The following is a 14,376-nucleotide window of genomic DNA, read 5'->3' on the forward strand; positions in this document are numbered from 1 at the left end:
TTTGTTTAGTTTTCAAAGAACAATTTCTCCGTCACTCAAAAGCGACTTTATTATCTTACCAAGTTATCAACCAGAAGTCAACAACTTTTTTCTTTCGTTTTGCATCGCCTCAGTGACGACTTTTCATATATTACAGCAAATAAATGCATTGGTCAACACTTTTTTGAAATTGATTTTTATATTTTTTCAAAAAGAAAAACCGCTTTTTTTCAGCGGTTTTCGATCTAGAGTACCCAATGTTGAATAGCAGCTAATGCAATCAGACCCGGTATTCCTAAAAAGCCTGAAATGGCGGAGGTGGCCACATTAATCGGTACATGTATACCATAACGGTTTCCTGCTGCATTTAGGAAGAATAAAAATAGCGCTCCAATGACCAACTTGATTGCGGCTTGACCTACAAATCGAGCAGGCTTAAAGGGAGCTCCCGTAAATAACAGGATAATCACTAAACCGCCTAGGATAGATATTACGATAATTGGTTCCAAAAAAGCTATCCCCCTTCTTAAGTCATTTTATTTACAACTTATGTACAAGCTGCCAAGAATAGACCTAAAAAAGGAAATAGCTTATTTATGATTTTATTAAATTAACGTTCCGCTGCTTTGCCTCTCTTAAGAGAAAGATATATTTTGCCTCAGCTATTTTCGTTTGACAAATTACTTCGTCAGAAGGATCGAAACTTTTCTCTAACAGCAGTTTTTCTTGCTGCCAATGCTCTTTAAATCGATTCAACTGCACTAAAAGCTTTTCATTATACTCTTTACGAAGCCGCCCTTTACGCTGAAAAAACATCATTGATTCCTCCGCGTCTTCTTAAAATTCTCTTCGGCCCTCAATCGCTTTGGATAAAGTAACCTCATCTGCATATTCAAGATCCCCGCCGACTGGTAGTCCATGAGCAATCCTTGTGGTTTTAATTCCCGATGGTTTTAACAAACGGGAAATGTACATGGCTGTTGCTTCTCCTTCGATATTAGGATTTGTCGCTAAGATTACTTCTATTATATTTTCATCTTGAAGACGCTTTAGGAGGCTTGGAATATTAATATCCTCTGGTCCGATCCCATCCATAGGGGAAATGGCCCCATGAAGGACATGGTACAATCCATTGAATTCCTTCATTTTTTCCATCGCAATCACATCTTTTGGATCTTGGACGACACAGATGATACTCTTATCGCGGCGCACGTCTTCACAAATGTAGCAAGGGTCTTGATCTGTGATATGACCGCAGACAGAACAATACGTTAAATTCCGTTTGGCATTAACAAGTGCTTTAGCAAAATCAAGCACCGTATCTTCTTTCATACTTAAGACAAAAAAAGCCAGACGACCGGCCGTTTTAGGACCGATACCTGGCAGCTTCATAAAGCTGTCAATCAGCTTTGAAATTGGTTCTGGATAATGCATCTTTGGCTATTCCTCTCCTAAAAAGGAAGGTTCATTCCTTTTGTAAATTGCCCCATCGTACTGTTTGTTAACTCTTCTGCCTTTTTAAGAGCATCATTTGTAGCAGCTAAAACAAGGTCTTGAAGCATTTCTACATCATCTGGATCAACAGCCTCAGGTTTAATAATTACATCGACTACTTCCTTATGTCCTGTAACAATCACAGTAACCATGCCACCGCCAGCAGTTCCTTCAATCTTTTTTTCACCTAATTCCTCTTGTGCCTCTGCCATTTTCTTTTGCATCTTTTGCATTTGTTTCATCATATTTTGCATATTTCCCATTCCGCCACCACGCATCATTGTTCATCTACCTCCAATTAGTTAGTTATTAATCAATAATCTCCACAAATTCTTCGCCAAATATTTTTTTCGCCTCGGCAATATGTGGTTCTTCTTCCTTTGGTACTTCACTGGTTTCTCCTTCAGCACCTTCATGACTATTCAAAAAGCTTTCGCGAATTGGCAGCCACTGGTCTTCCGGAACACCTAAGATTGTAAATCGTTTGCCTGTTAATTTATATAAAGCGGCGATCACTGCATCCAGAAAATCTGTTCGACTCATCGCCATCTGGCAAATCATTTCATGCTTAAATTTTATGATAAAAGCAGCTGCTGATGCGGCGATAGGCTCGGCATCGTTCAATAGGGCAGCTTGTGATTTTAACAGACTTGCACGCAATTCTGCCCAATTCGATTTAATCAGATTCAAATCGCTTTTTGTTGCCTGCTTTAATACTTCATTTATTTTTCCGACCGCCGGCTGGAATGCCTTTTTCGCTGATCTTTGGGCTGGCTTTTGTGTTTGCTGCACCGCCTCTTGCGGAGAAGCTGTTACACCATTCGCCTTTAAATGCTCGAGCTCCATCTCCAATTGGCCGATTCTTGTTAACAGCTGGTCAATTTGAGCAGGCTGTGCCTGTGATGTCTGCTTTACTTCCATTTGACATAGCTTCACAATCGCCACCTCAAGAAAAATTCTTGGGTGATTGGTCCAACGCATTTCTTGTTGTGTTTTATTCAAGAGATCAATCAGTTGGTAAATCTGATCTGTTGATATCGTTTCAGCAATGTTTCGAAAATCATCATCCAGCATCACTCGTTCCAGCGATTCTTCAAGGTTTGGTGCCGTTTTATAAAGAAGCATATCACGATAGAACAAGATTAGATCCTCAATAAATCGCATCGGGTCTTTTCCATGAAATAAAAGCTCATCCAACGCTGCTAAGCCGTTTGCGACATCCTTTTCCCGGAATGCCAAAGCAAGTTTATTTAAAAATCCCTGCGAAACCGATCCTGTAACCGTTAATGCATCTTCAATGGCAACATGGTCCTGGCTATACGATATCGCTTGATCCAATAGACTAAGTGCATCGCGCATCCCGCCATCTGCTGCCCGTGCAATCAATTGAAGGGCACGTTCATCACAATCAATTCCAGATTCCTCGACAATTAACTTCATCCGATTGACAATTGCCCCAGCTGTAATGCGTCTAAAATCAAAGCGTTGACATCTTGAAATAATTGTTAAGGGGATTTTATGAGGTTCTGTTGTAGCTAATATAAAAATAACATGCTTCGGCGGTTCTTCCAGCGTTTTTAGCAAGGCATTAAAGGCGCTAATGGATAGCATATGCACTTCATCGATGATATAGACTTTGTAATTCACAGCTGTCGGTGCAAATCTTACCTTATCTAGGACGTCCCGCATTTCCTCCACACGTGAGTTCGAAGCCGCATCAAATTCTAATACATCTGAAATCGTTCCATCGGTGATTCCACGGCAGGCTGCACACTCGTTACAAGGTTCAGAAACAGGTGATCGCTCACAGTTAATTGCTTTTGCTAATATTTTAGCTGCACTTGTTTTCCCTGTTCCTCTCGGGCCGGAAAAAAGATACGCATGTGATATCTTTTGCTGAAGCAGGGCGTTTTGCAATGTCTTGGTTACATGTTCTTGTCCTACTACATCGAGAAATGTTTGAGGACGCCAAACACGATATAAAGCTTGATACGCCAATTGACACACGCCCCCTTCAAAATTTTCATTCTCTTTTATTATACCTTAATCATTTTGCTTTTTACAAAATGAATCTATTTAATGTGCAAAAAAACTCATCCCAAGTCTGAGATGAGTTTTTTTATGTAATATAACTGCCGTGCACCTTCCGTCGACTAACGCCCATAAGCGTTACTTAAGCAGTTAGCTCGGCCCAGGCCACCCTGCGGCACATGGGAGCGTCCACTTAATGCTGCTTCCTTCCGGACCTGACATGGTTCATGGATTCCCATTGCGCAGGACCCAGGCGTCAACACCACTTACTTAAGGCAGACCCTACAGGTCGTTAGCCTCGGGAAGGGATTCAGTCCCGCTAGAGCGGATTGCGGGTACAGGGCACCGCTACCTCCCCACCTAGCACGGCAAAGTTGATACCAAAGTTTAATGCGTCACTATGACGCTTTCTTAGTATACAAATATTTTCGTAAAAAAGCAATCTTTATTCATTGTCATTTTTTGTAAGGTTGTCTTCCTTCATTCTCTTTGCTAACTTTTTTCGCTCTCTTATTTTTCGAAAAAAGTCGGAGAGCAGCTGCCCGCACTCTCTTTCCAAAACACCACTAGTAACGTCACTTTGATGATTAAAGCGGTTATCTTCTAATAGGTTCATCAGTGTCCCCGCACAACCGGCCTTAGGGTCAGCCGCACCATATACCACCCTTTTGACTCGAGATAAAATAATTGCTCCTGCACACATTGGACATGGCTCCAATGTGACATATAATGTAGATTCTTCAAGACGCCATGTACCTGTCTCTCTACAGGCTTGATCAATCGCGATTAGCTCAGCGTGTGCAATAGCAGTTTGGTCGGTCTCCCGTAAATTGTGGGCCCGAGCGACTATTTTTCCGTCCATGACGAGCACTGCACCAATCGGTACCTCATCTATCGCTTCAGCCTTTTTGGCTTCCTTCATCGCTTCCTTCATAAAATATTCATCAATTGACTGATCTCCTGTCATGCTAATTCCCCTTTACTGTTCCCTTGGTCCCATTATTACCAAATTGGAGTTTTAATTGCTTCAGATGAAATTTATAAGCATTATATCATTTATCAGTTTCCTCGCTCATAAAATAGTTGCAACGCATATTTGCTTAGGAGGGGTTAGGATGCAAATCCATGTGGTAAGAGGTAATGAAACCTTAACAACGATTGCAAGGACTTATCAAACAACCGTCCAGGACATAGTAGAGGCTAACGATTTACCCAATCCAAATAATCTTGTGATTGGACAGTCGCTTGTCATTCCAATCATTGGGCAATTTTATTTCGTGCAGCCAGGCGATACTTTATTCACCATCTCAAGAAAGTTCGGCGTCCCTTACCAAGAGCTTGCCTCTATCAACCGAATCAACCCGAATCAGCCGCTTAATATAGGTTTTCGTCTCTACATTCCCCAAGGCAAAAAAAGAGATGCTGAATTTAACGCATATGTTGAACCACGCGGCACTACCGTAGCCCCAGTCTTAGAATCCAGCGCCCGCGAGGCAGCACCCTATCTCACCTATTTGGCTCCCTTTAGCTTCCAAGCCCGCCGCGATGGGACATTAAAAGAACCGCTGCTGAACAACTTTCCTGCTATCGCCAGGGCCAACCGTAATGTGTTAATGATGGTTATAACCAACCAAGAGAATGATCAGTTCAGTGATGAACTCGGACGAATTTTATTAAATGATATGGCCATTCAAGATAAATTTCTAAATAACATTGTGTCTACTGCAAATAAATATGGATTCCGTGATATTCATTTTGACTTTGAGTTTTTACGTCCGGCCGACCGCGAGGCCTATAATCGCTTTTTACGTAAGGCAAAACATCTATTCGGCAGTAAAGGCTGGCTCATGTCAACCGCACTGGCGCCAAAGACCAGTGCCTCTCAGAAAGGGAAGTGGTATGAAGCCCATGACTATAAGGCACACGGAGAAATCGTTGACTTTGTCGTGATTATGACTTATGAATGGGGATATAGCGGTGGCCCCGCGATGGCTGTGTCGCCCATCGATCAAGTAAGAAGAGTGTTGGAATACGCTGTTACAGATATCCCGGCAAGAAAGATTATGATGGGGCAAAACTTGTACGGCTATGATTGGACACTTCCCTTCGTGCAAGGAACGGTTGCCAAGGCAGTGAGTCCACAGCAGGCCATACAGCTCGCCGCAAAGCACAATGTCCCGATTCAGTATGACATCAAGGCGCAGGCACCACATTTTCGATATACAGAAGCGGGCAAACAGCATGAGGTTTGGTTTGAGGACGCCCGCTCGATTCAAGCTAAGTTTGATTTAATTAAGGAGTTAAATATTAGGGGAATGAGTTACTGGAAGCTCGGTCTTGCCTTCCCGCAAAATTGGCTGTTAATCGTCGACAACTTCAATGTTACTAAACGTGCGACCTAAATAATTTTATTTCTACAAAAACTGCCGGGATTCGGCAGTTTTTTCATATATTTGACATAAAACAACTTTCTACTAAATTTTCCTTATCCCTTCCTGAGTAAGATTATGATAAAATAAATCTTGCGTGTTTTTTGTGACTAAATAACCAGAAGATCTGGTGAAACATAGAGTGAAGGTAGCTTTCGAAGGAGGACTTGCAATGGGGGATACACCCTTTATTACCGTTGAAGGGCCGATTGGGGTTGGAAAAACATCGCTTGCAAAAGCCATTTCAGCGCAATTTAAATTTGCATTACTTAAAGAGATTGTTGATGAAAATCCATTTTTAGGGAAATTCTATGAAAATATTGAAGAATGGAGTTTTCAAACGGAAATGTTTTTCCTCTGCAATCGTTTTAAGCAATTAGGGGATATCAATACCCATTACTTAACTCAAAATCAATCCGTCGTAGCGGATTATCATATCTTTAAAAATTTAATATTTGCAAAGCGTTCCTTAAATGCAGACGAGTATCAAAAATATGATAAAATTTATCAAATTCTAACCGAAGATATGCCGAAGCCTAATGTCATTATTTATTTGAATGCCAGCCTCGATACACTTCTAAAACGAATTAAAATAAGAGGGCGTGAAGTGGAAAAGAATATCAGCCCCTTATATTTAGAACAGTTATCGCTCGATTATGAAGAATCAATGACGCTCTTTGAAAAGGAACATCCAGAAATACCCGTTCTTCGCTTTAGCGGAGACGAATTGGATTTTGTCAAAAATGAACAAGATTTAAACCATATTTTTGAACAATTATCATTAGCATTAAAAAAAAGCAGCTGGATAAGGTGAAACTTCAATCAATGGGAGTCCCATCCCCATTGATTGTTAGTTGAACCAATCGGGCATTTACGGGCAGTTGCTCCTACTGTTATCCTTTTCGGTTCACTCAGGAGCCTTGGACTGGCCGAGCTTACTGCCCGTTAATGCGGGACTAAAACATTATAGATCAGGGGGATGTTAGTGAGTATCGTTATTGGTGGTATGATTGGTCTCGGTAAAACAAGTGTGGCAGACACATTGAATGCACACTTTCAAAATAAAGGAATTGAGAGTAAGGTGTTTTATGAAACGGTGGATGATAACCCGATTCTCCCGCTCTATTATGAACTGACACCTGAAGAATTAGATGCCAAAAGGATCCCTTTCCTGCTTCAATTATTCTTTTTGAATAAACGTTTTAAAACCGTTAAGGAATGCGTTAGCTGGAGAGAGCCTATTTATACAATTCAAGACCGTTCCATTTATGAAGATTGGTATTTTGCCTATGTGAATAAATCGTTAGGCAGGATTTCTGATTTGGAATTTAAAATATATGAAGAATTAGTGGAAAACATGCTGGAAGAACTGAATGAACTTCCCAAAAAGGCACCAGATTTAATGGTGTACTTAAAAGGGTCATTTGATACAGTGATTGACCGGATTATGGCCCGCGGCCGAAGCTTTGAAATAAATCCTGAACTGAAGGAATATTACTTCGAAGTGTGGAAGGGTTATGATGAGTGGGTGATGAACCAATACTCAGCAAGTGAAGTATTAGTGATTGATATGGATACAACAGACGTTGTAAAAAGTGCAGAAGATGCCACTAGAGTTTGCCTTGAAGTGGAAGAAAAGTTGAAAGAAATTCTAAATATAAGAACAGCGCATATTGGATAATCCAATATGTGCTTTTTAATTTATAGGATTGATGCGATGGAGAAACTTCTGAATTTTGCTAGACTGGACCCTCTTCATTTACCGGTTAGCTTCTTTTTCCCTTCGCCCGGGAAATGGGGGGCCTCTTCATTTACCGCTTAGCCTCTTTTTTCCTTCGCCCGGGAAATGGGGGGCCTCTTCATTTACCGCTCAACCCCTTTTTCCCTTCACTCGGGAAATGGAGACCCTCTTCATTTACCGCTTAGCCCCTTTTTTCCTTCGCCCGGGAAATGGAGACACTCTTCATTTCCCGTTTAGCCTCTTTTTCCCTTCGCCCAGGAAATGGGGACACTCTTCATTTACCGCTTAGCCTCTTTTTCCCTTCGCCCAGGAAATGGAGACACTCTTCATTTCCCGTTTAGCCTCTTTTTCCCTTCGCCCAGGAAATGGGGACACTCTTCATTTACCGTTTAGCACCTTTTTTCCTTCAGCAGTCTTATAACCATAGGCTAATTCTAAAAATGAGCATAAAAAAAGTTCGTTACATATGATGTAACGAACCTTTATCTCCAGTTTTTATGCGCGATTAGTAAATATTATGGAGGAGGAAGAGGGATTCGAACCCCCGCGCGGTATGACCCGCCTGTCGGTTTTCAAGACCGATCCCTTCAGCCAAACTTGGGTATTCCTCCGTATCAACAGAATCTAATTTACCATACTCATTTTGCTATGTCAACATACTAAATTAAAAAACTGGACAAATTTTTATCTGTCCAGTTTTTTTCTATGTTACACATGCCTCTTGATTTCCACTCCAGGCACTTCGCTGTCCGCGGGCGGTCCGGGGAGCCTCCTCGTCGCTGCGCTCCTGCGGGGTCTCCCCAGCCCCGTCCTCCCGCAGGAGTCTTCGTGCCTTCCGCTCCAATCAACAGCGTGCCAACTATATGCTTTAACTTAGACTAAAATTACATTGGTGCTATGACTTCACGGTTGCCCATATATGGACGCAGTACGGTTGGAATCACGACACTGCCATCGGCTTGTTGGTAATTCTCTAAGATGGCGGCGACCGTACGGCCAATCGCAAGGCCTGAACCATTGAGGGTGTGAACGTGCTCCGGTTTTGCCTTTGGTTCGCGGCGGAAACGAATGTTTGCCCGTCTTGCCTGGAAGGCTTCGAAGTTACTGCAAGAAGAAATTTCGCGATACGTTCCATAGCTTGGAATCCAAACTTCAATATCATACTTCTTCGCAGCGGTAAAGCCGAGGTCACCCGTGCACATGCTTAGCACACGGTATGGCAGCTCAAGTAATTGTAATACCTTTTCTGCATCTCGTGTCAGCTTTTCAAGCTCATCGTAAGAATCCTCAGGCTTAACAAACTTCACAAGTTCCACCTTATTAAATTGATGCTGACGAATCAAACCGCGTGTATCACGACCCGCAGAGCCAGCCTCAGAACGGAAACATGCACTGTAAGCAGCAAAGCGGATCGGCAGGGCTTCAGCACTTAATATTTCATCGCGATGAAGATTAGTTACAGGAACTTCAGCTGTCGGAATCAAGAAGTAATCTTCGTTTTCAATCAAAAACGCATCTTCTTCAAACTTAGGAAGCTGGCCTGTTCCAGTCATACTCGCCCGGTTGACTAAATACGGCGGCAATATTTCTGTATAGCCATGCTCATCGACATGAAGATCTAACATAAAGCTCATTAACGCACGCTCTAAACGAGCACCTAGCCCTTTATAAAAGACAAAGCGGCTTCCTGTTACCTTCCCGGCTCTCTCGAAATCAAGAATTCCTAGTTGATCGGCAACATCCCAATGCGGTTTGGCTTCAAATTCAAACTCGCGCACCTTGCCCCATTGTCTGATTTCAATATTATCATCCTCAGTTTCGCCCACTGGAACACTTTCATGCGGGATATTCGGGATGCTCAACATTAAAAGTTCTAATGACTCTTCTACTACACGTAATTCATCATCAAACGTTTTAATCTTATCACCCACCTCGCGCATTTCCTTGATCAAATGGTCGGCATCCTGCTTTTCTCGCTTTAAAGATGCAACCTGCTGTGATACCTCATTGCGGCGGCTTTTTAATTTTTCTGTTTCGACAATCAATTCGCGTCTTCTTTGGTCCAATTCTTCAAATTGATCGAGAGCAGATAAATCTTCCCCCCGCTTTTGAAGTTTTTCTTTTACTTCTGCAAAATCAGCTCGTAACACTTTAATATCTAACATAAAAATGGCACTCCTTTTTACTCATTTTATTATTTTAGACGATGCCGTGCGGTTCGCATTACCGCTTAAAAAACAAAAAACTCCCGCCCCTAAAACAGGGACGAGAGTTACTCGCGATACCACCCTGGTTGACAGAATAAACTGTCCACCTCAAAAAACGTTAACGGTTTCTACCGAAAGTACTTACTGATCTCAGGATGAGATGTTCCGCACCTTGCTCGAGGAGGGATTCACAAGTTTCATCCACCGGTTCACACCAGCCACCGGCTCTCTTGTAGAATGAGTCTCTTGTTACTAGTTCCTCTCATTGCTTTGATCATTATTTATGATTTTGTATTTATTAATTTACTATATATATTATCCAAAAGCAACCAATTTAAACAAATTGTTTTTGCTTAGCTTTCGTTAAAATAAATTAAAACCATCCCTTAACAGTAGAGGAAATCCCATGAAAAACATCCCCAAAAAAGTTACCAATGCCTTTCATCATTAACACAAACCAGTTTGATTTTTCTACATCTTGTGCAGCGATCACATCAACCTTAATCGATTGTTGACCCTCTGAAGTTAAGAAACTAACCTTTTCACCATTTTTTGGTGCGATGGTTACATAACCAACTTTTTCACCCTTCTTAATTGGTGCTGTTAGCTTACCATCTTTCGTCAATTTCTTTTTATCAAGGACTAAGACTGGTTTGTAGTCTTGCTTGCTGCCATTTGGAATCATCATGCTAATGGCTGATTTTGTATAGATTTTAACCCGGTCTTCTTTTCCTTTTGTAACAGGAACCGTTTTTTGACCTTTTACTTGGTAATGCTTAGGAGTAATTTCTTCCTTTGCATAATTTGTAAAAGCATAATCTAGCATTTTTTTCGTTTCACCGAAACGCGCTTTATAACCATCATTTTTTCCGCTATCATCCTTTGCATTTTGGACAACGGTAATAAATCGTTTTCCATCTCTGCTCGCTGTCCCTGTGAAGCAGTATCCTGCAAAATCAGTTGTACCGGTTTTGAGCCCGTCCATACCTTCATATCCATATACTAATGTTGGCAGCATCCAGTTCCAGTTTTGCATTACAATTCTATCATCTGTACCTTCACGGAATACCTTTTTAGGCGTGCTCGCTGTTTTTAGAACATCTGGATAATCATTAATGAGATGATAGGCTAATGTAGCCACGTCGCGAGGAGACATCACATTTTCTTCTTCAGCACCAGTTCCTTCTGGTTGCTCACCATTATAATCCTTATTATTTAAGCCAGTAGAATTCACAAATTTACTATTTTTTAATCCAAGTTTCTTTGCTTTTTCATTCATCAACTTGACAAAATTCGTTTCCGAACCGGCAATGACTTCAGCTAGTGCAATGGTTGTCCCATTTGCAGAGTAAATAGCCATCGCTTCATATAATTCTCGAACATTATATTTTTCACCAAGGCGTAAAGGGACATTCGATAAACCCGTTGGCTGTGAAATCTTATAAACTAGTTCACTTACCGTATATTCCTGATCCCATTTGACCTTACCGTGCTTCACGGCATCTAGTAAAAGATACTCCGTCATCATCTTTGTCATACTGGCAATCCCTAATGGACTGTCAGCATTCTTTGCATATAAAACCTTACCTGTTTGTCCATCAACTAAAATAGCTCCGTCTGCATTCACATTTAATGCTGCATCTGCCTTCGCTATATCAACACCAGCAAATAGTCCAAAAAATAAAATAAGTGCCAGCGCACTGGCCATACATTTCTGATAAAAATGTTTGTTCACTTTAACGCCCTCCATGAATTTATACACCTTGGTTATTTTAACATAAGTCAATAGCAAATCATAGACGGAGCTATGAACCATCTTATGGCTATTTTTTTCAGTTTCTAGGTATTTTTACATAAAAAACAGAGAAGTCATCGCTTCTCTGTCTTGTTGTTATAGTGAGTAATTCGGAGCCTCTTTTGTGATTTGAACATCATGTGGATGACTCTCTCTTAATCCCGCACCTGTCATTTTAATAAATTGTGCTTTTGTTCTTAATTCCTCTAGATCTTTGGTTCCGCAATAACCCATTCCGGATCTGAGTCCGCCGATAAGTTGATATACAGTCTCTGCTAAAGGCCCTTTATAAGGAATCCGTCCTTCAATTCCTTCTGGTACGAACTTTTTATTATCTTCTTGGAAATAACGGTCTTTTGATCCTTTTTCCATCGCAGCCACTGAACCCATTCCGCGATACACTTTAAAGCGGCGTCCTTGGAAAATTTCTGTCTCTCCTGGACTCTCGGTTACCCCCGCCAATAAGCTGCCCAGCATAACGGCATATCCGCCTGCTGCAAGAGCTTTGACGATATCCCCAGAGTATTTGATGCCGCCATCGGCAATGATTGTCTTGCCATGCTTCATCGCTTCTCCTGCACAATCATAAACGGCTGTAATCTGTGGAACACCTACACCGGCAACAACCCTTGTTGTACAAATCGAACCAGGTCCAATTCCTACTTTGACCACATCGGCACCAGCTTCTATTAAGGCTTTGGTTCCTTCCGCTGTTGCCACGTTCCCAGCAATAATCGTGAGATTTGGATGAGCAGCTCTAATTTCCTTTACCATATCGAGGACACCTTTGGAATGTCCATGGGCTGTATCAAGCACAATTACATCGACATTGGCTTTTACAAGAGCTTCTACTCTTTTCATCGTATCGCTCGTTACTCCAACCGCAGCTCCAGCCAATAAACGTCCTTGACTGTCTTTCGCAGAGTTTGGAAATTCAATCACCTTTTCGATATCCTTAATTGTGATTAATCCTTTTAACTCACCCTGCTCATTAACAAGCGGTAGTTTTTCTATCTTGTAACGCTGCAGAATTTTCTCTGCCTCTTTTAATGTCGTTCCAACTGGGGCCGTCACAAGATTCTCCTTAGTCATAACGTCGGAAATTTTAAATGAATAATCTTGGATAAAGCGAAGATCCCTATTGGTGATAATCCCGATAAGCTTTTGTTCGTCTAAGTTATTAACAATTGGTACGCCGGAAATACGATATTTTCCCATTAAATGCTCCGCATCATACACTTGATGCTCAGGAGTTAGGAAAAATGGATCAGTAATAACCCCGCTTTCTGATCTCTTTACCTTCTCCACTTGCTCTGCTTGCTGCTCAATCGTCATATTCTTATGAATAATCCCTAAGCCGCCTTGCCGAGCCATTGATATGGCCATTTCAGATTCTGTTACTGTGTCCATCCCAGCACTTATGATAGGAATATTTAGCTTTACACTTGGCGATAGTTCTACTTGCAGATTTACATCTCTAGGCAATACTTCTGATTTACCAGGAATTAATAAAACATCATCAAACGTTAAACCTTCTTTTACAAACTTACTTTCCCACATTTTTCAGGCCCCCAGGAAAAAAAATATTATTTGTAGGTTATCAATTGGATAAAATACTGTCAAGGAATAAATATTAGTCTGATTCTTCTGAAAAAGGTGATATAGTCTTGAGTATTCAATATAAAGATTGGAAAAGCTTCTCTTGTTTCTTTTCGGCAGAATATTGCCAGCAATTTTTAAAAAGTTGTTATCAAAAACGGAATATCGAGAATCCAGAGCAAAAAAGCTATGAAAACTGTTATCCATTTTTATATTATCTGGAACATGGGCAAATTTATTATCAACAAGCCAGCAGTTCTCCACTTATTATTAAACCAATTTTACTTTTTTATGGTCTTGTCCATCTAATTAAGGCATGTATATTAACAATAGATCCTGCTTATCCCGAAACAACTGCTGTATTGGCTCATGGTGTCTCAACAAGGAAAAGAAAGAAACAAAATTATCAATTCTTCCAGGATGAAGTGAAACTTCAAAAAAATGGACTTTTCCCCTTCATCTCTGAAAAATTGTTTCACATGAAACAATTGGAAGGAGAAAAAGTCATAATGGAGGAATTACTTAAGCTTATACCAGAGCTTGATGAATTATTCTTTTTACTTGAGGGGAAAAGGACATTCATTAAGGTAGAGTCCGACCATCAACAGTTTCATGTGCCCGAAACCATCTTAGATCAATTCCATATGACTGAAAATCGGTTTAAGGTGTTCTTGGCCTCCAAGTTTGAAAAGGGTGTGGAGTTTTCTGAGGAAGGCTTGTCTTTTCGGGTGAACCCGGCATCCTCTGTTGGATGCTCGCCTTTGAAGTTTCACTTCGAGGAAAATTATTATGCGCTGCCCCTGAACAAGGACAATTATTTTAATTTTCCTGAGCTGCTCATTCATTATTTATTACTTTACAATTTAAGTATGATTGCCCGATATGAAACAGAGTGGTGGAGTGAGTTGACAAAAATGATGCCAAACCAGGATTATCCCTTCATTTGCTCATTTCTGGATGTCACGTTACAAAAGGGGCCATACTTGGTTTATCAGTATTTAATGGAAAAATCAAATTGACAATTTTTAGTTACCGTGGAAGGATTCTTCATCCTCTTCGGTAACTTATTTATTTTCACACGCAAAAAAACAACCTTTTCAG

At 40.9% G+C, this 14,376-nt stretch carries 13 protein-coding genes, 1 tRNA gene, 1 other RNA gene and 1 other annotated feature; of the genes, 4 read left to right on the forward strand and 11 right to left on the reverse strand.

From position 1 onward, the window contains the following. Window positions 1-224 precede the first annotated feature (224 nt). From COJ96_RS11110 to tadA, 7 genes are all read right to left on the reverse strand, one after another. Window positions 225-488, reverse strand: a complete 264-nt coding sequence (locus COJ96_RS11110; RefSeq protein WP_098573014.1) for a pro-sigmaK processing inhibitor BofA family protein — start codon at window positions 486-488, stop codon at window positions 225-227. Window positions 489-573: 85 nt separating this feature from the next. Further along, window positions 574-795, reverse strand: a complete 222-nt coding sequence (locus COJ96_RS11115) for a YaaL family protein (RefSeq protein ID WP_026565814.1) — start codon at window positions 793-795, stop codon at window positions 574-576. Between the two features lie 21 nt (window positions 796-816). Then, window positions 817-1,413: a recombination mediator RecR gene (gene recR, locus COJ96_RS11120; protein WP_026565815.1), complete on the reverse strand. Its 597-nt coding sequence runs from the start codon at window positions 1,411-1,413 to the stop codon at window positions 817-819. A gap of 17 nt (window positions 1,414-1,430) precedes the next feature. Next, the gene (locus COJ96_RS11125; RefSeq protein ID WP_373561683.1) at window positions 1,431-1,754 is read right to left on the reverse strand and encodes a YbaB/EbfC family nucleoid-associated protein; all 324 of its coding nucleotides are present in this window, start codon (window positions 1,752-1,754) and stop codon (window positions 1,431-1,433) included. A 28-nt stretch (window positions 1,755-1,782) separates the two neighbouring features. Then, a complete protein-coding gene (gene dnaX, locus COJ96_RS11130; RefSeq protein WP_098573025.1) occupies window positions 1,783-3,471 on the reverse strand; it encodes a DNA polymerase III subunit gamma/tau in 1,689 nt (562 codons plus the stop codon). Between the two features lie 137 nt (window positions 3,472-3,608). Then, window positions 3,609-3,873, reverse strand: an RNA gene (gene ffs, locus COJ96_RS11135) — signal recognition particle sRNA large type. 76 nt (window positions 3,874-3,949) lie between these two features. Then, the gene (tadA, locus tag COJ96_RS11140) at window positions 3,950-4,471 is read right to left on the reverse strand and encodes a tRNA adenosine(34) deaminase TadA (RefSeq protein ID WP_098573027.1); all 522 of its coding nucleotides are present in this window, start codon (window positions 4,469-4,471) and stop codon (window positions 3,950-3,952) included. Window positions 4,472-4,619: 148 nt separating this feature from the next. Between tadA and COJ96_RS11145 the strand changes: the two genes are divergently transcribed. The 3 genes from COJ96_RS11145 (at window position 4,620) to COJ96_RS11155 (ending at window position 7,614) form a co-directional block, all read left to right on the forward strand. Continuing rightward, window positions 4,620-5,906, forward strand: a complete 1,287-nt coding sequence (locus COJ96_RS11145) for a LysM peptidoglycan-binding domain-containing protein (protein ID WP_098573029.1) — start codon at window positions 4,620-4,622, stop codon at window positions 5,904-5,906. Between the two features lie 199 nt (window positions 5,907-6,105). Beyond that, on the forward strand, window positions 6,106-6,747 hold the full coding sequence (locus tag COJ96_RS11150) for a deoxynucleoside kinase (protein WP_098573031.1): 642 nt from the start codon (window positions 6,106-6,108) through the stop codon (window positions 6,745-6,747). A gap of 171 nt (window positions 6,748-6,918) precedes the next feature. Next, the gene (locus COJ96_RS11155; protein ID WP_098573033.1) at window positions 6,919-7,614 is read left to right on the forward strand and encodes a deoxynucleoside kinase; all 696 of its coding nucleotides are present in this window, start codon (window positions 6,919-6,921) and stop codon (window positions 7,612-7,614) included. A gap of 578 nt (window positions 7,615-8,192) precedes the next feature. Here the strand turns inward: COJ96_RS11155 and COJ96_RS11160 are convergent. The 4 genes from COJ96_RS11160 to guaB form a co-directional block, all read right to left on the reverse strand. Next, a tRNA-Ser gene (locus COJ96_RS11160) sits at window positions 8,193-8,285 on the reverse strand. A 273-nt stretch (window positions 8,286-8,558) separates the two neighbouring features. Further along, the gene (gene serS / locus COJ96_RS11165; protein WP_098573035.1) at window positions 8,559-9,839 is read right to left on the reverse strand and encodes a serine--tRNA ligase; all 1,281 of its coding nucleotides are present in this window, start codon (window positions 9,837-9,839) and stop codon (window positions 8,559-8,561) included. A gap of 93 nt (window positions 9,840-9,932) precedes the next feature. Next, window positions 9,933-10,156, reverse strand: a binding site (T-box leader). A 98-nt stretch (window positions 10,157-10,254) separates the two neighbouring features. Beyond that, complete coding sequence (locus tag COJ96_RS11170) at window positions 10,255-11,631, reverse strand: D-alanyl-D-alanine carboxypeptidase family protein (RefSeq protein WP_373561684.1); 1,377 nt, start codon at window positions 11,629-11,631, stop codon at window positions 10,255-10,257. Between the two features lie 141 nt (window positions 11,632-11,772). Then, a complete protein-coding gene (gene guaB, locus COJ96_RS11175; protein WP_098573037.1) occupies window positions 11,773-13,236 on the reverse strand; it encodes an IMP dehydrogenase in 1,464 nt (487 codons plus the stop codon). A 107-nt stretch (window positions 13,237-13,343) separates the two neighbouring features. Between guaB and COJ96_RS11180 the strand changes: the two genes are divergently transcribed. Beyond that, complete coding sequence (locus tag COJ96_RS11180; protein WP_098573040.1) at window positions 13,344-14,294, forward strand: YaaC family protein; 951 nt, start codon at window positions 13,344-13,346, stop codon at window positions 14,292-14,294. Window positions 14,295-14,376 lie beyond the last annotated feature (82 nt).

This window comes from Bacillus sp. AFS073361, from assembly GCF_002567005.1.
Classification (GTDB): Bacteria; Bacillota; Bacilli; order Bacillales; family Cytobacillaceae; genus Neobacillus.